This window comes from Enterocloster sp. OA13, from assembly GCF_022440595.1.
Lineage (GTDB): Bacteria > Bacillota > Clostridia > Lachnospirales > Lachnospiraceae > Enterocloster > Enterocloster hominis.
In genome coordinates this window covers 966,397-991,440 of sequence record NZ_JAKNTF010000001.1, presented here as the reverse complement: position 1 = coordinate 991,440, position 25,044 = coordinate 966,397, and the positions used below count along the sequence as shown (strand labels likewise).

The 25,044-nt window shown below is 50.1% G+C and carries 26 protein-coding genes; 8 read left to right on the top strand and 18 right to left on the bottom strand.

Annotated features, from left to right (window positions below):
- The first annotated feature begins 86 nt into the window (after window positions 1-86).
- A complete protein-coding gene (locus MCJ35_RS04320; RefSeq protein WP_025482800.1) occupies window positions 87-761 on the top strand; it encodes a response regulator transcription factor in 675 nt (224 codons plus the stop codon).
- Window positions 758-1,849 carry a HAMP domain-containing sensor histidine kinase gene (locus tag MCJ35_RS04315; protein ID WP_025482801.1) on the top strand — a complete coding sequence of 364 codons (1,092 nt, stop codon included), beginning with the start codon at window positions 758-760 and terminating at the stop codon, window positions 1,847-1,849. Before MCJ35_RS04320 ends, MCJ35_RS04315 begins: the two co-directional genes overlap by 4 nt.
- A 2-nt stretch (window positions 1,850-1,851) precedes the next feature.
- Here the strand turns inward: MCJ35_RS04315 and MCJ35_RS04310 are convergent, their stop codons facing one another.
- Window positions 1,852-2,013, bottom strand: coding sequence for a hypothetical protein (locus MCJ35_RS04310; RefSeq protein WP_155858381.1), 162 nt, complete (start codon window positions 2,011-2,013; stop codon window positions 1,852-1,854).
- 508 nt (window positions 2,014-2,521) lie between these two features.
- On the opposite strand from MCJ35_RS04310, the gene MCJ35_RS04305 reads away from it, so the two are divergent.
- The 5 genes from MCJ35_RS04305 (at window position 2,522) to arfA (ending at window position 8,373) form a co-directional block, all read left to right on the top strand.
- Window positions 2,522-3,946 carry an ABC transporter substrate-binding protein gene (locus tag MCJ35_RS04305; RefSeq protein ID WP_227796656.1) on the top strand — a complete coding sequence of 475 codons (1,425 nt, stop codon included), beginning with the start codon at window positions 2,522-2,524 and terminating at the stop codon, window positions 3,944-3,946.
- Window positions 3,947-4,051: 105 nt separating this feature from the next.
- Window positions 4,052-4,954 (top strand): carbohydrate ABC transporter permease, encoded by a 903-nt coding sequence (locus MCJ35_RS04300; protein WP_008722459.1) that lies wholly within the window; start codon window positions 4,052-4,054, stop codon window positions 4,952-4,954.
- Between the two features lie 3 nt (window positions 4,955-4,957).
- Window positions 4,958-5,794, top strand: coding sequence for a carbohydrate ABC transporter permease (locus MCJ35_RS04295; RefSeq protein WP_025482806.1), 837 nt, complete (start codon window positions 4,958-4,960; stop codon window positions 5,792-5,794).
- Window positions 5,795-5,944: 150 nt separating this feature from the next.
- Window positions 5,945-6,829 (top strand): ArsR/SmtB family transcription factor, encoded by an 885-nt coding sequence (locus MCJ35_RS04290; protein WP_025482808.1) that lies wholly within the window; start codon window positions 5,945-5,947, stop codon window positions 6,827-6,829.
- Window positions 6,830-6,858: 29 nt separating this feature from the next.
- A complete protein-coding gene (gene arfA, locus MCJ35_RS04285; protein WP_008722452.1) occupies window positions 6,859-8,373 on the top strand; it encodes an arabinosylfuranosidase ArfA in 1,515 nt (504 codons plus the stop codon).
- A 198-nt stretch (window positions 8,374-8,571) separates the two neighbouring features.
- Here arfA and MCJ35_RS04280 read toward each other — a convergent pair whose 3' ends face one another.
- The 12 genes from MCJ35_RS04280 to MCJ35_RS04225 form a co-directional block, all read right to left on the bottom strand.
- Window positions 8,572-8,751, bottom strand: a complete 180-nt coding sequence (locus tag MCJ35_RS04280; protein ID WP_034576156.1) for a DUF6019 family protein — start codon at window positions 8,749-8,751, stop codon at window positions 8,572-8,574.
- 102 nt (window positions 8,752-8,853) lie between these two features.
- A complete protein-coding gene (locus MCJ35_RS04275; protein ID WP_025482809.1) occupies window positions 8,854-9,132 on the bottom strand; it encodes a type II toxin-antitoxin system HicB family antitoxin in 279 nt (92 codons plus the stop codon).
- A 68-nt stretch (window positions 9,133-9,200) separates the two neighbouring features.
- Window positions 9,201-10,469 carry an alkyl sulfatase dimerization domain-containing protein gene (locus MCJ35_RS04270; RefSeq protein ID WP_025482810.1) on the bottom strand — a complete coding sequence of 423 codons (1,269 nt, stop codon included), beginning with the start codon at window positions 10,467-10,469 and terminating at the stop codon, window positions 9,201-9,203.
- A 356-nt stretch (window positions 10,470-10,825) separates the two neighbouring features.
- Window positions 10,826-11,851: a PDDEXK nuclease domain-containing protein gene (locus tag MCJ35_RS04265; protein ID WP_051400558.1), complete on the bottom strand. Its 1,026-nt coding sequence runs from the start codon at window positions 11,849-11,851 to the stop codon at window positions 10,826-10,828.
- 178 nt (window positions 11,852-12,029) lie between these two features.
- Window positions 12,030-12,776, bottom strand: a complete 747-nt coding sequence (locus MCJ35_RS04260) for a BtpA/SgcQ family protein (RefSeq protein ID WP_025482812.1) — start codon at window positions 12,774-12,776, stop codon at window positions 12,030-12,032.
- Between the two features lie 62 nt (window positions 12,777-12,838).
- Complete coding sequence (locus tag MCJ35_RS04255) at window positions 12,839-13,756, bottom strand: carbohydrate kinase family protein (RefSeq protein ID WP_025482813.1); 918 nt, start codon at window positions 13,754-13,756, stop codon at window positions 12,839-12,841.
- 10 nt (window positions 13,757-13,766) lie between these two features.
- Window positions 13,767-14,873, bottom strand: coding sequence for an SIS domain-containing protein (locus MCJ35_RS04250; protein WP_008722440.1), 1,107 nt, complete (start codon window positions 14,871-14,873; stop codon window positions 13,767-13,769).
- Window positions 14,874-14,885: 12 nt separating this feature from the next.
- Window positions 14,886-15,689 (bottom strand): energy-coupling factor transporter transmembrane component T family protein, encoded by an 804-nt coding sequence (locus MCJ35_RS04245; protein WP_025482816.1) that lies wholly within the window; start codon window positions 15,687-15,689, stop codon window positions 14,886-14,888.
- Window positions 15,664-17,388 (bottom strand): ABC transporter ATP-binding protein, encoded by a 1,725-nt coding sequence (locus MCJ35_RS04240; RefSeq protein ID WP_025482817.1) that lies wholly within the window; start codon window positions 17,386-17,388, stop codon window positions 15,664-15,666. Before MCJ35_RS04240 ends, MCJ35_RS04245 begins: the two co-directional genes overlap by 26 nt.
- A gap of 18 nt (window positions 17,389-17,406) precedes the next feature.
- The gene (locus MCJ35_RS04235) at window positions 17,407-18,090 is read right to left on the bottom strand and encodes a QueT transporter family protein (RefSeq protein ID WP_008722434.1); all 684 of its coding nucleotides are present in this window, start codon (window positions 18,088-18,090) and stop codon (window positions 17,407-17,409) included.
- 14 nt (window positions 18,091-18,104) lie between these two features.
- Window positions 18,105-18,269, bottom strand: coding sequence for a hypothetical protein (locus tag MCJ35_RS04230; RefSeq protein WP_008722433.1), 165 nt, complete (start codon window positions 18,267-18,269; stop codon window positions 18,105-18,107).
- An 83-nt stretch (window positions 18,270-18,352) separates the two neighbouring features.
- Window positions 18,353-19,096, bottom strand: a complete 744-nt coding sequence (locus MCJ35_RS04225) for a GntR family transcriptional regulator (RefSeq protein ID WP_008722431.1) — start codon at window positions 19,094-19,096, stop codon at window positions 18,353-18,355.
- A gap of 306 nt (window positions 19,097-19,402) precedes the next feature.
- On the opposite strand from MCJ35_RS04225, the gene MCJ35_RS04220 reads away from it, so the two are divergent.
- Entirely contained in the window at window positions 19,403-20,038 is a 636-nt protein-coding gene (locus tag MCJ35_RS04220; protein ID WP_008722429.1) for a GNAT family N-acetyltransferase, read from the top strand.
- Window positions 20,039-20,131: 93 nt separating this feature from the next.
- On the opposite strand, the gene MCJ35_RS04215 is transcribed toward MCJ35_RS04220, so the two are convergent.
- From MCJ35_RS04215 to MCJ35_RS04195, 5 genes are all read right to left on the bottom strand, one after another.
- Window positions 20,132-20,485: an MGMT family protein gene (locus MCJ35_RS04215; protein WP_025482821.1), complete on the bottom strand. Its 354-nt coding sequence runs from the start codon at window positions 20,483-20,485 to the stop codon at window positions 20,132-20,134.
- Between the two features lie 162 nt (window positions 20,486-20,647).
- Window positions 20,648-21,343 (bottom strand): L-ribulose-5-phosphate 4-epimerase, encoded by a 696-nt coding sequence (locus MCJ35_RS04210; RefSeq protein ID WP_008722423.1) that lies wholly within the window; start codon window positions 21,341-21,343, stop codon window positions 20,648-20,650.
- Window positions 21,344-21,471: 128 nt separating this feature from the next.
- Window positions 21,472-23,079: a xylulokinase gene (locus MCJ35_RS04205; RefSeq protein WP_025482822.1), complete on the bottom strand. Its 1,608-nt coding sequence runs from the start codon at window positions 23,077-23,079 to the stop codon at window positions 21,472-21,474.
- Window positions 23,080-23,151: 72 nt separating this feature from the next.
- A complete protein-coding gene (gene araA, locus MCJ35_RS04200) occupies window positions 23,152-24,648 on the bottom strand; it encodes an L-arabinose isomerase (RefSeq protein ID WP_008722420.1) in 1,497 nt (498 codons plus the stop codon).
- Window positions 24,635-25,033 carry a hypothetical protein gene (locus MCJ35_RS04195; protein WP_227809760.1) on the bottom strand — a complete coding sequence of 133 codons (399 nt, stop codon included), beginning with the start codon at window positions 25,031-25,033 and terminating at the stop codon, window positions 24,635-24,637. Before MCJ35_RS04195 ends, araA begins: the two co-directional genes overlap by 14 nt.
- Between the last annotated feature and the right edge of the window lie 11 nt (window positions 25,034-25,044).

Below are 25,044 nucleotides of genomic sequence, written 5' to 3'. Positions count from 1 at the left end.
AAAGTGAACTTTCTGTGATTTATTCATGTTCACTTTATATTTGGATGCTATAAATGTATAATAGATTTCAGATGGAGGAGAATGCCATGTTCCAGATTTTAATCGTTGAAGACGATAAGAATACAAGAAAATTAATGGAGGCTGTCCTGAAAAGCAACGGTTTCAACCCAATTCCGGCCAGCAGCGGGGAGGAAGCCTTAAAACTCCTTGACAGCCACCACATCGACCTGGCCGTGCTGGATATCATGATGCCGGGCATGGATGGATACGAGCTGACCACACAGCTGCGTTCCATGGATTACAACCTGCCCATCCTCATGGTCACCGCCAAGCTGCTGCCAGAGGATAAACGCAAAGGATTCATGGCCGGAACAGACGACTACATGACAAAGCCGGTGGATGAGGAGGAAATGGTCCTGCGCATACGCGCCCTGCTGAGAAGGGCGCAGATTGCCAGCGAACGGAAAATCACCATAGGAAACGTAATCCTGGACTATGATTCCCTTTCCGTCACCAGGGACGGCAGCAGCCAGACACTGCCCCGGAAGGAATTCTATCTTCTGTACAAGCTACTGTCCTATCCCGGCAAGATATTTACCCGCATCCAGCTCATGGATGAGATATGGGGAATCGAATCGGAAACCGATGACAATACCATCAATGTACATATCAACCGGCTGCGCAAACGGTTCGAACACTATCCGGAATTCACCATCGAAACCATACGCGGCCTGGGCTACAAGGCGGTGAAACATATATGAAACACAAGCCGAAACACAAACCACTGGGAACCATCACCCTGGTATTGTCCCTTATCATATTTGTCATCATGTTTGCAGTCATGACCCTCCAGGGCGCCCTTATGTACCTGTACCTGAAAATCTGGTATCAGGCCGACATACCCATGCCCCAGTTCTGGCGTCCCATTCCATTCATCATCCTGGTCAGCGCCCTGGTGGGGATGGTCCTGACCATCCTGGCCAGCCGGATTCCCTTAAGACCCATCCGGGATCTGATAGACGCCATTAACCAGCTGGCCGACGGTAATTTCCATGTGCGGGTCCATCTGGATTTGACGCATGAATTTGTCCGGCTTTCCGAGAGTTTTAATTCCATGGCCCAGGAGCTTGAGAATACCGAGCTTCTGCGCTCTGACTTCATCAATAATTTCTCCCATGAATTCAAGACCCCCATCGTGTCCCTTCGGGGGTTTGCAAAACTGCTTAAAAATCCGGATCTGTCCCAGGAGGACCGGGACGAGTATCTGGATATCATCATCCATGAATCCACCCGCCTCTCCCAGCTGGCGGCCAATGTGCTGAATCTTTCCAAAATTGAGAATATGAGCATACTATCTGATATGGAACGGTTTGACCTGACCGAGGAAGTGCGCCAGTCCATCCTTCTGCTGGAATCCAAATGGCAGAAAAAAGAACTGGAACTGATCATCGATATGGACGAGGTCAGCTATCATGGCAGCCGGAACCTGTTAAACCAGGTCTGGATCAACCTGATTGACAATGCCGTCAAATTCTCCCCTGACAGGGGAAAAATCAAGATAAAGCTGCATCAGCAAGACGGCAATACCATATTCCAGATCATTGACAATGGATGCGGCATGAGCCAGGACATGCGTCTTCACATATTTGACCGTTTCTATCAGGGGGATCCCTCCCACACTACCGAGGGCAACGGTATCGGACTGACCGTGGTGGATAAGATTGTCCGTCTGCACAAGGGACATATCACGGTGGGAAGCGAGGAAGGTATCGGCACCACGTTTACAGTCACCTTGCCGGAAATCCAGACGGGTTTCATTCCGGATATGGAGAAGTCCTGTCCTATGTAGTCTTATAAACGGATGGCCTGCCATCCGTTTATCCCTCTTCTGTCTGCCTTCTGATTGCCTTTCATCTGCGTTCTGCCTGCCTTCTGATTGTCTTTCGACTGCGTTCTGCCTGCCTCCTGATTACCTTTCATCTGCGTTCTGCCTGTCTTCTGATTACCTTTCATCTGCGTTCTGCCTGTCTTCTGATTGTCTTTCGACTGCAATCTGCTTTTCTTCTGCCCATTTTCCTTTTGCCCTCCTTCCACCTGATTCTTACCTTCCCTCCATCTGCCCTTTGTCTTTCTTCTATCCGTCTTTTGCCTCCCCTACATCTGCTTTTAATTTCTCTCCTATCACCCCCATCCCCATCGTTTATTCCCCATTTTTTGGGTCTGTACAATTTACAAACAAATTAATCCTTGTTTTCCTTAATTTCAATGAATTAATTTTAATATTAATTAACGAGTCATTTTAAATGAATTTATTTCTATTTTATATGCATTATATCCAAAAATATCAAACTATACTTCTTATATATTGACTATTATACACATATCCATTATAATAATATTAACTTAAAACTAAATCTTAAAAACATCTTTTCGATTTAGCTTTAGCAAAATACACGTGTATTCAACTTTATATTTTAATGTGATTCCAATGGATGACAACTGTTTAAAAGGAGAGGGAATTATGCGGAAACGATTATTAAGTATGTTATTATGCGGAGCACTTGTAAGCACATCATTAATGGGATGCGGTTCCAAGGCCGGCACCACTGACCAGACACCTGCAGCAGATACAAAGACCGAGGCAGGCGCCACAGAAGCGCCCGCCGCACAGGCAGCCGACCCGGCGGGCGGCGGGACCACAGGCACCAACACCTTTGTGGATGGCGGAACCGAGATGGCGCTGTGGACCTTCCAGGAGCTTCACGTAAACTTCTATACGGAAATGGCGGACAAATGGAATGAATCCCATCCGGATAAGCCCATCAACCTGACCGTGACCACAGGCGAAAGCTCCGCCGTACATACAAAGCTGCTGGTAGCCCTCCAGTCAGGCACGGGCGCCCCTGATATCGCAGATATTGAAATCGGAAGATACGCCACATTCTTAAAGGATAATTACCTGCTGCCCATCAATGACGTGGTAGAGCCGTACAAGGATGACATTGTCATGTCCCGTGTTAACATGTACGGGGATTCCGAGGGTAACCAGTACGGTATTGATTTCCATCTGGGCGCCAGCGTGTGCTATTACAACATGGATATCATGGATGCCGCTGGTGTTGACCCCGGGACCATCGAAACCTGGGATGACTACTACAATGCAGGCCTTACGGTTCTTGAAAAGACCGGCAAGCCCATGTGCGCGGTGGAACTGAGCGACCTGTTCCTTCCCCAGCTTCTGCTTCTGGAAAAGGGTGTGCAGTATGTGACCGAAGACGGCCAGCCAAACATCGATACGCCGGAGCACGGCGAGGCCATCACCTTCATCCGCAAGATGATTGACGCAGGCATCTGTGAAGTTGCCCCTGGCGGCAAGTTCCACTGTGAGGAATGGTACGGCCACCTGAATAATGCCGGGGTTGCCTCCATCGCCATGCCGCTGTGGTACATGGGACGTTTCACGGATTACTGTCCTGACTTAAACGGTAAGATTGCAATCTATAAGATTCCTGTATGGAACAAGGGAGATACCCGCTGCGTGCTCCAGGGCGGAACCGGGACCAGTGTAACTAACCAGTCCGCCAACCAGGACCTGGCAAAGGAATTCCTGGCATATGCAAAGCTGTCCGAGGAAGGCAACCGATATATCTGGGAGAAATTAGGATTCGACCCAATCAGGACCTCTCTTTGGGATGACGGGGAACTGACCCATGACCAGAACAACAAATTCATCCAGTACTTCAGGACCAATCCATTTGACGTGCTGAACGAAATCAGGGCTGAATACGGAATTGACCTGACCGCCCCCAATATCTCCGGCGCATACGCCAATGTCCGCAGCATACTTGGAACCACCACCTACACCAATGCATTTGAACTTTCATTGGACGAGGACGTGGACCAGCTGCTTGAGAATGAACAGGCCAGCGTCATTTACGATGAATAATATCTGAATCCCGCGTATGAATCAAACAGTATGAGGAAAGGGGGCGCCATCAACAATCCCTGCGCCCCCAAGCATACGTTTATCCCATGAATGGAGGAATCGAGATTGAACCGCAAAAAGATAGTTTCTCATTTTCTGTATTCCCAGAAAGTGGCACCGTATGTCTTCATACTGCCATTTATCCTGACCTTTTCCATCTTTTTTGTGTATCCGGTCATCAATACCGTGGTCATGAGTTTCCAGAAGGTATCCGGTTCAGGCAATACCTTTGTGGGTCTTAAAAACTATAAGTCCCTTATGAACCCTATCTTTTTTAAGGCGGTCAGGAACAGCATGTTCTACACAATCGTGACCCTGTGCCTTATGATACCGGTCCCCATGCTCCTGGCCACCATACTTAATTCCAAGCTGATGAAATGCAAGACCGTCTTTAGAAGCTCCATGTTTGTACCGGCCCTTACATCCGTGGTGGTTGCAGGCACCATCTTCCGCCTGATTTACGGCGAACTGGAAGGTTCCTTTGCCAACCAGGTCATGGCCATGTTGGGCAATGGTCCCATTGTGTGGCTGAGAAAGCCCCTGACCGTATGGATTGCCCTTTTTACCATCTGCATGTGGCGCTGGACCGGTGTCAATATGATGTACTACCTGTCCGGGCTTCAGCAGATTCCCGAGGAACTGTATGAGTCCGCTTCCATTGACGGCGCCTCTGCCCTTCAGAAATTCAGGCACATCACCCTTCCGCTATTAAAGCCCACAACGGTCTATGTGCTGACCATATCCATATTTGCCGGACTGGCAATGTTCACGGAATCCTACATCCTGTTTAACGGCAACACCTCGCCCAACAACGTTGGCACCACCATTGTGGGTTATCTGTACAGGATGGGCTGGGAACAGAACAACATCGGCCTGGCAAGCGCCATCGGATGCTTCCTTCTGGTCATGGTCCTGATCATCAACCTGATACAGCTGGGCATCAACGGAACGTTCCGAAAGGAGGACTAGAGGATGAAAGCCAAAAAAAATGCATTTTCCATCTGTCTTGTCCTGTTCTTCATCCTTGTGGCAGGCATCACCCTCCTGCCCCTGGTCCTGCTGGCCGTTGCGTCCTTAAGCCCGGGATCCGAACTGATGAGGAACGGACTGAATTTTAACATTGACTTTGCCAAGGCTTCCCTGAACAACTATGTACAGCTCTTTGGCGGCAATAATTCCTATTTTTACTGGTACAGGAACAGCCTGACCATCACCATTGTCCAGGTGGCCATGACCTTATTCCTTAGCGCATGCGTGGGCTATGGGTTTGCCATGTACGACTTTAAGGGTAAGAACCTCCTGTTTGTCTGCGTCCTCCTTGTGATGATGATACCTACGGAAATCATCCTCCTTCCACTGTACCGCATGACCATTGCCATGAAAACCATCGACACCATGTGGGGCATCATCCTTCCCTATCTGGTCCTCCCCATGCTGGTATTCTTCTTCCGCCAGTATCTAAGCGGTATTCCAAGGGATTTCCTGGATGCCGCCAGGGTGGACGGCTGCACGGAATATGGCATTTTCCTTAAAATTATGTTACCATTAATGAAACCGTCCTTTGCAGCCATGGGCATCTACCAGGGCATGCAGAGCTGGAATAATTTCCTGTGGCCCATGATTGTCATGCGCACCGCCACAAAGATTACGCTGCCCGTCGGACTGGCAGGACTGATTACGCCTTATGGCAACAACTATGATATCCTGATTGCAGGCTCCTGCTTTGCAATCATACCGATCCTGATCCTGTTCATCTGTTTCCAGTCTTACTTTATCGACGGGATGACTGCCGGCGGCGTGAAAGGATAGGATCTGACAGGATCTGAAAGCTGGATTTGAAAGCAGGAAGCAGGATCTGAAAGCTGGATTTGAAAGCAGGAAGCAGGATTTGGAAGCGGGATTTGGAAGCAGGACATACAACCGGCCGCGCAGCTGCGGCCGCTACGAGGAGGAGTGGTTATGAGAGTCAGCATATCGGAAGATAATCTGGAGTTCTTCGAGGCGCTTGCAAGCCCTGTGCGCCTGAAAATCATCGGCTGCCTGTCCAAGCGCAGCATGAACATCAAGGAACTGGCAGAAAATGTCGGCGTCAGCAGCGCCATCATGACTTCCCATATCAAAAAGCTGGAGAGCGCCCATCTGGTGGAATCCAAGAAAAGCAAACAATACGGAAAAGTATGCAGCCTGGTGGGAACCAACTACATGCTGCTCTTCCCCACGCCGCGCCTGGCCGTTACCCATTACGATGTAAACCTGAAGGTGGGCCAGTACACCCGTGCCGAAATCTCCCCTACCTGCGGGATTGCAACCGAACACAGCGTAATCGGGGATTACGACGACCCGCGCTGCTTCTACGACCCAAGACGTGAGAACGCGGAGCTTATCTGGTTCTCAAAGGGGTATGTGGAATACTACATCCCCAACTATGTGCCGGATGACTGCCAGGTCACCAGCATAGAAATCTGTGCGGAAATGTGTTCCGAATACCCGGATGTGAAGATTGACGCCGTATCCGACATAGACCTTTTCCTCAATGACGAGCATCTGTGCACCTGGCAGTCCCCCGGGGATTTCGGCGACAGGCGCGGCAGGTATACGCCTTCCTGGTGGCACGCCGGGCAGTACGGTATCCTCAAACGCTATGAAATCAACAGTTTGGGCGTTTACCTGGACAAGGAACTGAAGGCAGAAAAGCCACTGGGACATTTCCATACGGAAAAGGATTACTGGACACTGCGCTTTGCAGTAAACGAGGACTCCGGCAATCCCGGCGGCCTGACCTTGTTCGGCAGCAAATTCGGGGATTACCCCCAGGATATATATGTATGCGTGAGATATGAATGACCCATAAACCAATTTTCAGGAGGAATATCATGAGCAGCAAAAAGGCAAAAATGATTGTAGATAAAAGTTTCAGGATTGCACCGGTGGATAAGCGCGTATACGGATCCTTCATCGAACACCTGGGAAGGGCTGTGTACAACGGCATCTATCAGCCAGGACACCCCTCGGCAGACGGGGAAGGCTTCAGGAAGGATGTGCTGGAGCTGGTAAAGGAACTGCAGGTTCCCATCATCCGCTATCCGGGAGGCAATTTTGTATCCAATTTTTTCTGGGAGGACAGCGTGGGGCCAAAGGACCAGAGGAAGAAACGTCTTGACCTGGCCTGGCGCACCCTGGAAACCAACGAATTTGGACTGGGAGAATTTTCCAGCTGGACGAAGAAGGCCGGGTCTGACATCATGATGGCCGTCAACCTCGGCACCAGGGGGATTGCGGACGCCCTGAACCTGTTGGAATACTGCAACCTTGACACAGACACCTATTACAGCAATTTGCGGAAAAGCCACGGCGTGAAGGAACCTTATAATATAAAGACCTGGTGCCTTGGCAACGAGATGGACGGCCCATGGCAGATGGGACATAAGACAGCCTACGAGTACGGACGCCTGGCAGCCGAGACAGCCAAGGCCATGAAGGAAATGGATTCCTCCCTGGAATTCGTCAGCTGCGGAAGCTCCAATGTGGACATGGCCACCTTCCCGGAATGGGAAGCCGTGTCTCTGGAACAGGACTATGATTACGTGGACTACATTTCCCTTCACCAGTATTACGGCAACTATGACAATGACACCGAGGACTTCCTGGCCAAGACCCAGGACCTGGAACGTTTCATCCACACGGTAACCGCCACCTGTGACTATATCAAGGCCAAGAAGCGCAGCAAAAAAACATTGAACCTAAGCTTTGACGAATGGAACGTATGGTTCCACTCCAAGGCATCCGACAGTGAGGAGATGGCAAACCGTCCATGGCAGACAGCCCCCCATCTCCTGGAAGATATCTATGACTTCGAGGACGCGCTTTTAGTAGGCCTGATCCTCATCACCTTCCTGAAACATGCGGACCGCTTAAAGATTGCCTGCCTGGCACAGCTTGTCAATGTAATCGCGCCGATTATGACGGATAACGAGGGCGGCGCCTTCCGCCAGTCCATCTACTATCCTTTCCTGCACGCATCCAGATATGGACGCGGCATTGCCCTGACGCCCGTGATCAGCTCCACCTGCCATGACACCAGCAGGCACGGGGAGGTAACGGACATTGACGCCGCAGCCGTATATAATGAGGAGAAGGACGAGGTCACCATCTTCGCGGTCAACCGCTGCGCCGGACAGGATATCCCATTCGAAGCAGACTTAAACAGCTTTGAGGGCTACCGTGTCATCGAATATCTTGCAATGGAAAATGACGATATGAAGGCGGTTAATTCCCTTACAGGCGAAAAGGTGACGCCTTACCCCAAAAAGGAATATCAGATGGAGGACGGCATTTTCACAACGGTCATGAAGAGCTGTTCCTGGAATGTGATACGGCTTGGGAAGTAATCCGCATTTGTACGCCACCCTTATGATTATGAATTGCCGCAGAACAACCAGGAATAAATACATTACGAATTAAATACACAAAAACAGGGCTGTCCCCAGACCCAAACCGGTATGCGGACCGGTCATATGTCCGGGAGACAGCCCCCTTTCTGCAGTTGTATGAACTGGTTATTTTTGATAATCCCTGTGTATATCTGTTTATTCCTGGAAATCCTGATGTTTCATTTTCTCGATTTCCTTGTATGCTTCAAGAAGCCCGTTTTTGATTGCCTTTTTGAATACAAAATAGGTAACAGTGAAAATAAGTGCAAAGATACCGATGTATAACAAAAGTGCAAAAATAAAAAAGAAAACGCCCATACCTGTTGCCATACTCATTTTATCCCTCCTTATCATGCCATAGCAGTGTAATATATTCCATTATATGACAAAAAGGGCGGGAAACAAAGTATACAAAATCTTAATTTTCATTGATATCCGTTAATCATTATCCGGCATGATCTTTACAATGACCATGATCTGCTTCACAAAAGCACCTTCCTCCAGCTCCATATCTTCTATATGGGACTGGGCCGGAAAATCGTAGGTCTGTTCCTCCACCTCCAGGTAAAGCCAGTTATAGGCAGCTTCCCTTGCATTTTCCACCGCATCCTCCAGATCCGGACCATCTGCCTCGCAGCACTCCAGATCCGGAAACACTACATGAAAACCCTTATCATCCTTATGGGGTGTGAATACAGCCGGGTAAGTAAATGTCATATTTTCTTCCTCCAATATCTAAAATAAAGCAATATCATTATATACCGGTTTCCTCTGCTTGTACAGACTTAACCCCTCAATTCCTTTGCGCAGGACAGATAGTAATGTCTTCCATTTGCGCTTGTCTCATACCCTGCAATGGATTTAAGGGCATCTGATTTCAGAAGGGCCGCCTCCCGGTCATCCCCGTCACTGTCCAGCAGCTGGTCGCACAGTTCCAGGCACCACTGGTACTCCTTATCCTGACAGGCTTTTCTGGCTGCATTTAAGACCTCCGTCCTTCCGCCCATAAGCGCCGTCCTTTTATCCGCCCTGGCTTTTGGCGAAAGGGGATGAAGATGGGTGGGATTCCCGTCAAACCAGCCCAGATATGCGGTATAGACGGCCCTGACGGTCCATTCCACACATCCATAATATTCCCCCAGATAAGGAAGGCTTTCATATTCCGGCGGCAGTTTGATTTCAGTCGCCAGCTGGTCCTCACTCCTGCCCAGGTTCATTCCCTCAAGGGTCTTTTCCAGTATATAATCAATGGCAGTCCTGAAATTACCCAGGACCTCTTTTATAGTATCATTCCCATATATGACGCCCGTATGCCCCGGAAGCAGATACTCTGCCGGATATGACATGAGGACATCCAGGCTTTTAATCCAGACGGCCAGGTCACGGTACTGGCTTCCGCGGATTGCATAAAGATTGGGGAAACAGCCATAGTAATTATCCCCGCAGCACAGCACCTTTTTCTCAGGAATCCACACCATGATCTGGTCCTCGGTCTCTCCGGGAAGGCGGAGCATTTCCAGGCGCACCCCGTCTATCTCGCGGATTACCTGGTCCTGATCATACACAACAGAGGGCGGTACAAAAGCGTGGTGTTCCCCATAAGCCATGCCCTCCCTTGGCCCGATTCCCTGGGAAATGTTTTCCTCGTCCGTCAGCCCGTATCCAAACTGTCTGAAACCGCGCAGGTTCTGGATATCCTTAAGCCGCTCCGTCCTCTCCAGCACAGCCGTCTTAGGGGCAAAGGCAATGATCTCAGGTTTTCCCTCCAGGAAAGCGCCTGCGCCGCCACGGTGGTCCGGATGTCCGTGGGTATAGATGACCGTCCCCACCTCCTTCCCAGTCTTTTCCCGGATGATTGACAGCAGCTTCCTGCCCCTCTCCAGGGAATCTAAAGTATCAATCAGGATTACACCGGATTCCCCCTCAATCACCACCGCATTGCTGTGTCCCAGCCCCGATATGTGCCATATCCCGTCCGTAACCTTTGTGTGTGTCTCCTGATAACTGGCCTCTGTAAATTCCCGCAGCTTCCTGCCGCCCTGTTCCATCAGCATAATGTGCCCGTCCTTTCTTCTTTCAATTCCAATTACAATAATAACTTTATTATAGCAGGGTTTTGGGGAAATGAAATCGTAATTATTCCGGCATTCATTCTGGCAAAATCAGTAAGAATAAGATAAACCTTGTGGCCGGAGCAATCGCGGAGCCATTCGCGGATATGGTTTGGCTGACTTTGAGGAAACCATGCAAGACCTCATGGCAGACAAAGCCTCGTATCAAGCGGCAAGGAAACTATACCTGTTTCCTTGTAATCGGCTTCCTATTTCGTAACAGACGCCATAAAACTGCACCCATAAAAAGACAGGGCACGGTGGCAATTTTTTTTGCTGGCTACCGTGCCCTGTCTTTTTTACTTTTTTTCACTATGCCATTCCTGCAATACTGCTTCCACTTGTGCGATAAGCTGTTCTTTGTTTGGAATATAAGAAACATACCGGGAAGCAAAGATATTGTTTGAAAGACCACCTAATGCATATTCGGCGGCTACGCTGTCTTTGTCCGTACACAAGATGATGCCGATAGGTGGATTGTCGTGTTCATCGTTTACCTCTGTTGCATAGTAATTTAAATACATATTTAGTTGTCCAACGGCTTCCGGCATAAGCTTAACCATTTTTAATTCTATCAGGACATAGGCGCGGAGAATCTTGTTATAGAAAACCATATCCACATAATAATGTGTATTGTTCAACGTGACGCGCTGCTGCGTCCCCACAAACATAAAACCGCGTCCTAATTCTAACAGAAATTTTTCTATCTGTTCGACAAGAGCCTTTTCAAGCTCCCTTTCCATAAGCGGCTTATTTTCCGGCAGACCTAAAAACTCAAAGACATACGGGTCTTTTATCATATCTGCAGGCCGCGCCATTTCTATTCCCTTTTCTGCAAGAGCAAGAACCTTTTCTTTGTTGGCTTTCCCGTCTGACAGCAGCAAACGCTCATAGAGAGAGGTCGAAATCTGACGTTTCAGTTCCCGTATCGACCACCCGGAGTTAATTGCTTCCTTTTCGTAAAAGCGGCGCTTATCATCATCTGAAATCGTCAAAAGCTCACAGTAATGCGACCATGACAATTCAACAGACACCGTCTGTTGAATTTGATAGGTCAGATAAAAGCGGCGCATGAATTGAATATTAGAAACAGAAAAGCCTTTTCCAAATTCTTCTGATAGCTCTTTGGATACTTCTTTTAGTGTCTGTTTTCCGTAAGCGGCGCGTTCCTGACTATTTTGTTCATGCTCTACAATAATGCGACCGATGTTCCAGTAAGTAGACAGCAATTCCGTATTGACTTGTACCGCGGCACGCTGACGTGCGCCGGATAATAATTCTTTGATTTCCTGTACCATAGAAGTAGTATATGATAAATCGCTCATAATTATAGCCCTCGTTCTTGCTTTCTGTTTCTGATTATATCATAAATCCCTTGCTATTTCTATTGTAATAAATACCCGGGTTGATAAATGGGAAATTATATTCTAAACAACATCAAAAATCGGCTAAATATTCACTACATAATTTTTCTCCATATATGGTAAGTGAGCTTGTATTTCATTATCCACAGACACATTCCATAAATCTTCTTATCTTCTGCCTGCTCCAGACATTATCCTTCCCATCCTCCATAAGGCAGGAACTGACAATCATTCCATCGCAGTGTTTAACTGCTTCCCCCACATTTTTCTCCGTGATGCCTCCGCCCAGATAGACAGGGGCCTGCGGGTACTGTTTCCTCACCCGGTCCGCCAGGTCCAGGGATTCCTCAAAGTTCTTCCCGGTCAGTATCAGACCGTCAGAACCGTACTTTAACGCCTGTCCGGCAGCCGTCTCAATGGGAAGAGGACCCAGCGGGACACCTGTACGGTCATAGATGTCCGTAAGTACACGGACAGGCCGATCCATGTCTTTTCTTGCTTCCCATACTTCCCCTGCGCGGCCGGTCATTACGCCTCCTGCCTTAACCATGGCTCCGATAAACACTTTCTGCCTGATGAAGTCCGCGCCGCAGGCATTTGCAATATACATTGCGGCAGAAGGGTTGTTTGCCTCCAGTATTATCCCCAGGGACAGATCCGGAAACATCCGTTTTACCGTTCTGCCCAGGGCCGAAAGGATGGCCACGTGTTTTAATCCGGCCAGCTCTCCCGGCGTCTGGTCCTGTATCATCATACTTGTGATCCCGCATTCCGCGTGTATGCCTATCTGCTCCAGCAGCCAGCTTTCCAGCCCTTCCAAATCAAGCCTGTCTGCCCCGAAAGGCGGAAGATGAACCACTCCCGTTATCCTGCATGACTTTCCCATCCTGTATCTCCTCCTGATCCAACTCTTTTCATCATTCCGGTTCCCGGCATAGAGGATTGTCCTTAAAATCCCCATTCCTCTACCGGCACCTGCCCAGCCAGTTTTTCCACCTCACTGCGTTTCCTCCCTGCCACTCCCTCAAAGCCAAACGCCTCGATACACAGGGAAGCCAGGGCAGCCCCATATGTGCCGCTGCTTTTCCAATCCCCTGTCCTGCACCAGGCGGACAGGAATCCGCCGTTAAACGTATCCCCCGCGCCAGTGGCATCCTTTACCACCGTATGCCGGATTCCAATCCGGTAGGCTGTCCTGCTTTGGAAATCATAAATATCAGCTCCCTGTTCCGCCCGTTTTATCACTGCTGCGGTAATGGAGGTTGCGGCCAGCCGCCTTATCAATGTCTCCGCGGAATCCCCGCAGCCCGGCCAGAGCAGGTCCAGTTCCACATCCGAGGGCAGGAATATGTCACACCAGCTTAAAACCTCCCTCAGGCTTTCCCCGTCCTTTTCAGCAAAATATTCACTGGTATCCACACAGACCTGCATTCCGCGTTTTTTCGCCCATTTCGCATATTCCAGCTGAACAGCCGGCAGCATGGGCGGCAATACCAGGACCGTATATTCTTTGCGGGGCAGATGTCTTGGGGTCTGTTCCAAGGTTTTCTCATACCATATCTTCCTGGCATGGCTATGTGTCACCCTTTCAAACTGTTCCGAATATTCCATGAAGCTTCTCCGCTGCTCACCAAGCACCGGAAGTACCTCAGACACATCAATCCCCAAACCTTCAATCCGCTGCAATACTTCCCCCGGGAAATCACTGCAGCAGGTGGTTAAAAGCCCGGTGGTCCCGCCATATACGCTGGCAGCCACCGATGTATATAAGGCCGCTCCTCCGGGAACCTGGTTTTCTTCCCGGTCCGGGGTTTTAATCCGGTCCAGTGAAAGATGACCTGCCACCAATATTTTTTCCTCTCCCATCCCAATCCCCCTAATCAAGATTAACGGTTCCTCTTGTCAACATCCGGCTTACCTTTTTCCGGAACGGGTCATTATGGCTCCTGCGGTCCGGATCCAGCCCCAGTTTCCTGGAAAAATAATAAGCTGTCAGCTGTATGGGGACCGCATACAGCAGAGGCGCATATAATTCCTCCACATCCTCCGGCATGGCAAACGCATATTTCCCCATATCACATAGTTCCTCACTATTGGAAATCACAAACAGGTCGCAGCCAAAATGGCGGAGACACGCACCAACCTCCATGGTTCTCTGGAAACTGTCCCCCTTGGGCGCCACAAGGAAAACCGGACAGTTCTTATCAATCACCCAGAATTCCTGATGCGCGAACTCCTCGCTCTCCTGGCCTATGGCGGTCACCCCGCAGACTTCCAGGAATTTGGCTGCCCCGTATTTGGCTGTTGCGAAGCTCTGACCTGCGCCCAGTATATAGACAGGGAACTGATGTCCATTATAGATAAAGTTCTCTCCTGCCTGCCTTGCCGTATCCTGGCACTGGGTAACCACATGGGAAATCAGTTCCATTGTCCGTGCCAGTTCCTTTTGGCATCCATCCCTTTCTGATTCCCGGCTAAGCCCTGCGCCCAGGCAGAACAGGGCATATAAGGTGCCGGTGTAGGTTAATGTCCCAGGCGTCCAGCCCGGTTCCTCCTTAAGCCCCAGAAAAACAGGGTGGCTGCACACTTCATAGAGACGTCCGGTCAGGGAATTGGTGATTCCCACCACATATGCCCCTCTCTCCTGTGCCGCCTTCACAGCCTCCACGGTCCGGGCCACGTTGCCGGACATAGAAACCGCAATCACCGTGCTCTCCTCATCCACCTGGTGAATCCCATATGTGGAGAACTCCAGTGCTGTCATCGGAAAGCAGAGGCTGTCCGTCTTTTTCAAGAAATAATTTTTAACAGCCAGCCCCGCAAAGTAGGAATCCCCGCATCCCAGGAAAAAGATTTTTCTGTTCTTCCCCTTTTCCATAATTTCCTTACAGGTCTCTGCTACCGCTGCCTCAATCTGTTTTAAACCCGGGCCCAGACTCCCCTGCCGTTCAATCTCCGTCATCATATCCCGATATTCCTGCATAAAAACCTCCCTTTATAATACTGATGTTGTAATCAGGCCCACTGCCGTGACCCTTAACAATACAAGCGCCGCAAACAGGCACACAAGACCGGCTGTCATCCCAAAATCCCGGCCGGTAAAAGGCCGTTTACTGATGGATGTCCGTTTCCCGTTTCCCGATTCAAATCCCCTGGCCTCCAGACTTACGGATATCTGTTTAATCAGTCCCAGGGCCCTTGAGGACAGCGGAATCAAAATTGCCACATTCTTTTTAATCCTGCCATACAGGCTCCCTTTGTCCATCTCCAGCGCCCGTGACCGCTGCGCGTCCTTGATGGTATGAAGATCGTTGATGATTAACGGCACAAAACGCAGGGACATTGAGAAGGAAAATGCCATCTTATACGGCATCCCCAGTGTTACCAGGCCCAAAGTAATCTCACTGATACTGGTGAACATCATCCAGTAGATACTCATGAGCACAATGGTGCAGAAACGGAACGTCATGGCAATTCCATACCAGACGCCTACCGAATAAACCTTAAGCCCTCCGGCCTGTGCCAGCACCTGTCCCTCCTTCAGCGTAAAGGGCCAGATTACCAGGGAAAATATCACAATCAGCAATGCAACGCTTTTCAACAGCTTAAGGGACTGGCCGATTGGCAGCTTTGCCGCTGCGCCTACAAGGATTACCCCCAGGAACAGCCCTGCCAGGATTGCCGGATGGTTCGTTAAAAGGCAAATCACGAATGTACCGATAAATAACAGATTCTTTGTGACAGGATGCAGATGATGAATCACCGAATCCCGGTCAATGTAACTGCCTACTGCATTCATATCCGGCCACCTCCATAAATTCTTCATTATTAAGCAAAACAGATGTCCAGCCCAGTTCCAGCCCAAGCTGTGTTATCTGCGGCGGGAACAGATATGCCTCCCGCAGCCGCTCCTTCTCCCTGAACACCTCCCGGATTCCTCCCTGCAGGGTAATATTCCCATCCTGCACCACCCAGATATTCCGGGCATGCTCGGCCACAAACTGCATATCATGGGTCACCAGCAGGATTGTCTTTCCCTCCTGATTCAGACGGTCCAGGATACTGCCGATCCGGTCCTTGAAAGACTTGCTGAGTCCTGTGGTAGGCTCATCCACCACAAAAATGTCCACATCCATGGCTATGACACAGGCCAGGATCAGAATTTGTTTTAATCCGCGCTCCAAAGACAGGGGCGTCTCATTCCTCCATTCCTCCAGTCCGCTGATTTCCATGGCCCGTTCCACTGCTTCCTTCACCTTTCCCTCATCCCATCCCAGATTTCTCGGACCAAAGGCAATCTCTTCCTCCACGGTCTGGTTAAACAGCTGGTGATCCGGATTCTGGAACACATACGCAGTGCTATGGGCTAAATCAGCCACGGAACAGGCTGCCGTATCCCTTCCGCATACATACACATGACCGCCGGTAGGTTTTAAAAGCCCATTTAGATGTTTCACCATAGTGGTTTTTCCCGCTCCATTTTTTCCTAGTACCGCGATAAAATCCCCGGTCTGTATGGATTGGCTGATATCGCTCAAAATCTCCCGTTCGCCGTAGGAAAACACCGTATGCTCATAAGCAGCCGCCTCGGGCCTTTCCCCATCCCCTGTTTTTGCCTCATGTCTGTCAACAGCTGATGCTTCTGTTTGTGTCAGCCCTTCCAGGGCCAGTGCACGTCTGGCCTCTTCCACGGTAAGGAATACCGGGTATTTACCGTCAAACCCCATCTGCTTCCATAAAAGAGACACATCCGGAACATTAATCTTTGCCTTTTTTAAGAATTCCGTCCTGGCCATCACTTCCCTTGTGGGCCCCTGGGCAATGAGTTTTCCTTCCTCCAGGACCAGAAGACGGTCCGCCACGGTTACAAGATAATCGATATCCTGCTCCACCACGATTACTGTATTCTCCCCGCTTCCCGCCAGATTCCCCACGATTTTAAGGACTTCCGCCTTCCCCACCGGATCCAGCTCCGTTGTAGGCTCATCCAGGATTACGATATCCGGTGCGGAAATAATGGAAGCCGCGATGGCAAGCCGCTGCTTTTCCCCGCCGGACATACGGAACGGAGCCCTCTTCTTGTAATCCAGAGGCAGCCTTACTGTTTCCATTACCTGATCCATCCTCATGCGGATTTCCTCCGGTTCCATGCCAAGGCTTTCCGGAGTAAATGCCAGGTCCTCCTCCACGGTTGTACCCAGTATCTGGGTTTCCGGATTTTGAAATGTCATGGATACATGGGGCACCAGCTTTGCAGTAGATCCAGTCCGCACTGACAATCCGCAGACCTCCAGCTCCCCACCCCATGCCCCTCCTGTTTTATGCGGGATAATCCCTTTGATTGCAGAGCAGAGTGTGGTCTTTCCCGCGCCGTTAGGTCCGATGATCCCAATCACTTCCCCTTTGTGAATCTCAAAGCTGATATCATCCAAAGCCAGCTTATCCGTCCCGGGATAGCGGAATTTAAGATTTTTCGCTTTTATTAATGTTTCACTCATTGTATCTCCTTATTTCCTTTACAGATTCTCTACGGTAGTGGTGTTCTCCTGCCTCCAGTACATCCCATTCTTAACTGTAAAAGGATATAAAATCTTCAGGAAAACCGGTCCTAACAGCAATGGTGACAAAATCCTGTTCATCAGCAAGGCAAAGGGTTCCGTTGTCCATGCCGCCACCGGAGGCATGGTCCCCGTCACATCAATGAACCACGGCATTGATAACATCCCAAATCCGGCGCCGATGCATATGCCCGCAATATACTGCATCCAGCTGTTTTTGTTCTTTAGTGAAGCATCCCTTACAATCATCCCGGGTATCAGGGCAAATGCGAAGAAATTCCCCAAAAAACCACTGACGCTGGCAGGTGAGATAAAACCTTTCAATATGTCTGAAATCACATTTCCCAGGCCCGCCCCAATGGCCCCGGGTATCCCAAAAAGGATTCCCAGCACAGGAGTAATTGCCGCTCCCGGCCGGAAACTGATCCATCCAAACCGGATCGGTCCTGTGATAATCGCCGCCCCGGCATTTAATGCCGCAGATATTGCGATTATGGTAATCACAGAAGCGTCCCAGCGGATATGATGTTTCACAAGCTTCAGCCCGTCCAGCCTCCATTTGAATGACAGTAAAAATGCGATTCCCCCAAGACCGAACGATATAGCACCCAATACCCTTAAAATTCCCAAATAGTTTTCCATACCTCATTCTCCTTTTACTCTTTCTTCTTCATAAAAAACATGGCCAGCGCAACAACCAGAAGCACCGCTCCCACGGCCTGGAACATAGGTGTTCCGGCCTTCACCCCACCCATAAGGGCGCCGGCAATCACAAGCACCAGTAACACGACCGCCAGAACCGCTATTCCCTTTTTCGACATCTTATTCCCCCCTCTCGTTATAATGTTATTATAAAAACATAATATGTTAGATGAAAAGGAAAAGCTGGCACCCAGCTCTATCCTTACTCTTCTCCTGCAAGTTCCACCGTTATCTTCATCCGTTTACTATTAATAAGGGACCGGGTAATCAGGATCGGTCTTCCATTCTCCTCTACAATACTCCGGGTATCCAGCACCGGCGTATCACAGCTGATTTTTAGATATCCGGCCTCCTCCCTGGTAGGCATGGCCGCCACAATCTCCTCTGTCCCATGGCTCAGCTGATGCCCCAAACGCCTAAGGTGTCCATAAATTGACTGGGTCAAATCACAATCCTTCAGCTTCTCACCGATTCCCGGAAAAACCTCCGAAGTACTTATATGGGTCGGAATACCGTCAACCGTCCTGAGACGGACAATCCGAAGCACACGGGTCCCCTCAGGAATCCCAAAGTCACCTGCATTGCGGGAATCCACGGCCGCCTCTTCCACTTTGAGGACTACCGCCCCTACGGTCCTGCGGCTCTGCTCCATCTCCTCCGTAAAACTCCGCAGCTCCTTGAACCGGAGATTATACTTTTCCGACTCCCCGTAGGATACAAAGCTGCCCTTTCCCTGTATCTTGTAAATCAGGTTCTGCTTGTTCAGTTCTTCCAGTGTCTTCCTGACCGTAATCAAAGATACCCCATATGTATGGGAAAGTTCCTTTTCCGAAGGAAGTTTCTCCCCTGCTTCCCAGATTCCCTTCCTGATGTTTTCCATGAAAATAGACAGAAGCTGAAGGTACAGGGGGATATTGTTGCCTTTATCTATAAATTGTGTTGCCATCTGTTTCACTCCTAACTTATTATGTTTTTATAATAACATGATATTAGCATTAGTACAATAAACATATTATTCAAAATTGCTTCTATTTTTTTATGCACTTTTTACAATTCCTAACTTATTTTCCAAAATCTTTTTATAGCATATCTGTCCCAGTGCCGCCCGGCGCAAACACGTCCAGCGTCCTCCTTGTATCGAAACCGTAAATACTAACCATAATTATCCAGGCCTGGTCCAGGACTGATTCCATAAATAAGATTGCCATGCCAAACTCATTATACTATAATAAAACCAGTAGGAGGTTTTTATATGATTAAAATCAGAAATGAAGAAGCAGCAGACTACAGGACTGTGGAGGAACTCACAAGAAAGGCTTTTTATAACATATACATCCCAGGGTGCGCCGAGCACTATCTTGTGCATGTCATGCGTTCCCACGAGGACTTTCTCCCGGAACTGGATTTTGTAATCGAAGACAACCATCAAATCGTAGGGAATATCATGTATACAAAATCCTGGCTGACCGATGAGGCCGGAGAAGAAAAAGAAATCCTGACCTTCGGCCCGGTATCCATACTGCCCGAATACCAGAGGATGGGATATGGGAAATCATTAATGGAACATTCCTTTAAAAAGGCCGTTGAACTCGGCTACGATGTGATTGTAATATTCGGGAATCCCGGTAATTACGTCGGACGTGGCTTTAAAAGCTGTAAAAAGTATAACATCTGCGCTGAGAACGGAACTTATCCCGCAGCGATGATGGCAAAGGAACTTAAGCCAAATGCTTTGGACGGCAGGAAATGGTTCTACCGCGACAGCCCTGCCATGAAAATCGATGAAGAAGAAGCCCAGCGCTTTGACCAGGGATTTGAAGGGATGGAGAAAAAGTACCAGGCGGGCCAGGAAGAATTTTACATCCTTTCCAATGCCGTCATACAATAAATATCCCATCTGCGGAGCCGCCGGACCAATTTAACTCTATATAATGAAGTATGCAGATTGAGACCAGAGTGACGGATAACCGCTACTCTGGTCTCAGATTTTCTCCCTTTCAAATTGCCTCAGAAGCATTTCTGCTTCCATCATGGTATTCTTCCAGCCAAACTCCTTTAAATCCACCCTGTTATCCCCGGACACCTTCACGCCCTCTTCCTCCAGAAGGCGTCTTTGCAGTCCCGGATAATCAAAGCTGGCCGCACCGCTCAGATACCCCTGCCCGTTAACCACCCGGTGGGCAGGAACCGGTCCGGAGAGGTCATTCCTCAGGGCATACCCAACCTGACGTGAATTCTTTGGCCTGCCACAGAGAAGGGCAACCTGCCCATAGGATACCACACGTCCCTCAGGAACAGCCCTCAGCACGATTCCTACCCGGCGGTAAAAATCCATGTTTGTCTTGCCTGCATTTTCCATATACATATTACCCAATCCGCTTCTTCTCATGTGCACACTATATCAGCACTTCCGAATCCGCACTTCCGATTCCGCATCGCGGCGTACACACCGCGATGCGCCACTCAACAATCCCGGGCGTGTTTGAAAATCCATTCCCTACTTATGTCCCTGTCCATAATAAGCATTCGGTCCATGCTTACGCATGAAATGCTTATCCTGCAGCCACTGGGGCGCCGGTTCCACCTGGCGGTTCAGCATTTCCGTCATGAAGTTCATCTTAGCCACTTCCTCCAGGACCACCGCGTTATGCACTGCCTCAGCCGCATCCCTGCCCCAGGTAAACGGCCCATGGTTCTTGCACAGCACGGCCGGGATATACACCGGATTCTTACCCTCAAAGGTCTCGATGATTACCTTGCCCGTATTCATCTCATACCCTTCCTCAATCTCCTGGGCGGTCAGGTTCCTTGCGCACGGGATTTCCCCATAAAAATAGTCCGCATGGGTGGTGCCATAACAGGGAAGCGCCCTTCCGGCCTGGGCCCAGGCAGCCGCATGAGGGGAATGGGTGTGCACGATGCCCCCGATTTCCTTAAATGCCTTGTACAGCTCCACATGGGTCGGCGTGTCGGAGGACGGGTTCATATCCCCCTCCACCTTATTGCCGTCCAAATCCATTACCACCATATCCGATGCCTTCAGCTTATCATAATCCACACCGCTGGGCTTAATGACAAAAAGGCCTTTTTCCCGGTCAATGCCGCTGACATTGCCCCAGGTATAGGTAATCAGCCCTCTCTTAGGCAATTCCATGTTCGCCTCATATACAATCTGTTTCAGTTCCTCTAACATTTTTGTTCCTCCGTCATTTTCAACCGTATCCAATCATCCATATCCAGGCGGCATCTCAGGGCGCGTCTAAACATTGCTTTCCGTCACCCCGGCCGCCCGCAGCCCTTGAAGCCCTTCTATCCTGTTTCCTATCTCATATGCTCCACAGCAGCCCGCTCAACGGCAAGGCCCTCTGCATACCGCTCCATGAATGCCTCAAATCCTTCCACATCTTCCTTAACAGGTTCCACCGTGATGCCCTTATCACCGCCAAAGACCTTATCTGCCAGATATGCATCCAGTGTCTCGCCCTCTTCCCGGTTCCTCATATAGGATGCCAGCAGCGCGATTCCCCATGCGCCGCCTTCACCGGCCGTCTCCATGACGGACACCGGGGCGTTCATTGCGCCTGCCAGTATCCTCTGTCCCACGCCCTTTGTCTTAAACAGGCCGCCGTGTCCCAGAAGGGTATCCACCTTCACATTTTCCTTCTTTAACAGGATATCCATGCCGGTCTTAAGGGCGCCCAGGGAAGTATACAGGTGCACCCTCATGAAGTTGGCAAGGTTAAACCTGCTGTCAGGCATACGCGCAAACAGCGGGCGTCCCTCCTCAAAGTGGGTGATGTGTTCTCCTGAGAAATAATTGTACGCCAGCAGTCCGCCGCAGTCCGCGTCCCCTTCCAGCGCCTTGTTGTAAAGCTTCCCGAACAGGTCATCCATATCCACCTTCATGCCCATTGTCTGTACAAACTCCCTGAACAGGTTTACCCAGGCGTTCAGGTCGGACGTACAGTTGTTGCAGTGCACCATAGCCACCATATCGCCTGCCGGCGTGGTTACCAGGTCAATCTCAGGATACACATGCTCCAGCTCCTTTTCCAGCACCACCATGGCAAACACGCTTGTACCGGCGGAAACATTGCCCGTACGCACCGCAACGCTGTTGGTGGCAGCCATCCCGGTCCCCGCGTCCCCCTCAGGCGGACACATGGGGATGCCGGCTTTCAGGTTTCCGGACACATCAAGCAGCTTTGCGCCTTCCTCTGTCAATACGCCCGCATCCTGTCCGGCCACCAGGGCCTTTGGAAGGATGTCCCTCAGTTTCCATGGGAAATGCTCCCCTGCCACCAGTTCATCAAACTGGTCAATCCGCTTCTGGTCAAAATCCTTTGTATGGATGTCCACCGGGAACATGCCTGCCACATCGCCAATGCCAAGAACCCGCTTCCCGGTCAGCATCCAGTGCACATACCCCTCCAATGTAATGAGATAATCAATATCCTTTACATGTTCCTCCTTATTAAGGATAGCCTGGTACAGATGGGCAATGCTCCATCTCTGGGGTACATTGTACTGGAAAACCTGGGTCAGCTTCTCAGAGGCAGGCCCTGTAATGGTATTCCTCCATGTGCGGAAGGGAACCAGCAGCTTCCCATCCTTATCAAAGGCCATATACCCGTGCATCATGGCGGAAAATCCAATGGAACCAATGGTGGTAAGGGTTACGCCGTACCTTTCCTTCACATCAGCCGCCATCTTTGAATAACAGTCCCTGATTCCATTCCATATGTCCTCCAGGGTATAGGTCCAGATATGGTCCACATACCGGTTTTCCCAGTCATGGCTTCCGGAGGCAATGGGCGTATGGTCCTCCCCAATGAGCACTGCCTTGATCCTGGTGGAGCCCAGCTCGATTCCCAGCGATGTATTTCCCTTTTCGATTCCTTCCTTAACTGCATTATGATCTAAACTCATGAATTACCCCTCCTTCATTGAAACACCGGGAGCCGCAGCCGTCATCCCGGCTGCGGCTTCACCCGCGTTTTCCTATCTGTAAGCCGCTGCGTTCCAGCGCAGTTCATTTTTCAGGCCCCGGATGGTTGTATCCTTGTCAATATACACAACCTCAATGCCCATGGAATCTGCCCAGTCGCCCATCTGCTCCGCCGTCAGGTCATAGGAGAATGCCGTATGGTGGGCGCCTCCTGCCAGGATCCAGGCTTCTGCTCCGGTTGCCAGGCTTGGCTCCGGTGTCCAGAATGCGGTTGCAACCGGAAGCTTAGGCATTGCCTTTTCCGTCTTCCTGCATTCCACATCATTGATGATCAGGCGGAACCTGGTTCCCAGATCCACCAGCGAGGTGGCGATTCCGTGACCCGTCTTGGATGTGAACACCAGTCTTGCAGGGTCTTCCCTGTCACCCATGGACAGCGGGTTCACCTTGATGCTGATATCCCCGTCGGCAATGGACGGGCAGACCTCCAGCATGTGCGCTTCCAGGATGCCCTCCTTACCCGGAACCAGGTTATATGTATAATCCTCCATAAAGGATGTGCCCTTGGCATCCTTCACTCCCTGGGCCATGATCTTCATCAGCCTTACCATGGCAGCCGTCTTCCAGTCGCCTTCCCCGCCGAATCCGTAACCCTTTTCCATCAGTCTCTGGATTGCCAGGCCGGGAAGCTGCTGCAGCTCGCCTAAATCGCCGAAATGTGTGACAATCGCATGATAATCCTTCTCAACAAGGAACTTCTCAAGGCCAGCCTCAATCTGGGCCTGGACAGCCACATGGCGCTTAAATTCCTCGGGGTCCCTTCCCTCTAACAGGATGGTGTACTTACTGTAATACTCATCCAACAGGGCCGTGATATCCCCCTTTGGAACTGCCTTCACATATTCGCACAGCTCATTCACAGGATATGCATCCACTTCCCAGCCAAACTTCATCTGGGCCTCAACCTTATCGCCCTCGGTAACAGCAACATTCCTCATGTTATCGGCAAATCTTGCCACCCTTACATGACTGCTCTCCATGATGCCCACCGCGGTGCGCATCCACCCGGCAATGCGTCCCTGCACCTTCTCATCGCTCCAGTGTCCCACAATGACCTTGCGCTCAATACCCATGCGGGTAACCATATGTCCGTATTCCCTGTCCCCATGCGCGGACTGGTTCTCATTCATGAAATCCATGTCAATGGTGTCATAGGGAATCTCCTGGTTGAACTGTGTATGGAAATGCATCAGAGGCTTCCGAAACTCCTGAAGTCCCAGGATCCATGACTTGGCCGGTGAAAATGTATGCATCCATGTGATGACGCCCGCGCACTCCTCATCAGAATTAGCTTCATTAAAGGTCCTGCGGATCAGTTCATTGGTAATCAGGGTTGGTTTCCACACCACCTCATAGGGCAGGATACCCGACTGGTTCAGGTTGTCAACAATAATCCTGGAATGCTCCGCCACATGCGCCAGGCATTCATCCCCATACAGATCCTGTGAACCGGTACAGAACCAGAACTTATAACTTTTAACTCCTATCATTTCCATCGTCCTCCTGAATATTTATTATTTTTTCGGTGTCATCTGCCTCAGGCGTTTCCTCCGCAGCTTCTTTTGTCCCATCAGCCGCTCCCGCATCCTCAGCCGATTCTTCGTCCGTCTGCGTTTCCCCTCCATCAGCACGTTCACCGTTTTTCACATAATCACCTTTTATAAGCTTCATTCCAGACCAGACAGCCAGTCCGGCCCCCACTGCAAAGAAAAACGCAGCACATCCCAGCTGGTAAATCTTCCCGCCCTCCGCGGGATTAAGATAAATCTTAAATAAATCATGGGCCAGATACACCAGATACCCTCCCGCAATCAGGCGTATGACCACCGTTGCCTGAAGAGGTTTTGCGCCTCCCCTGTCCTTCCCTTTCTCCATAAGCCGCCTCC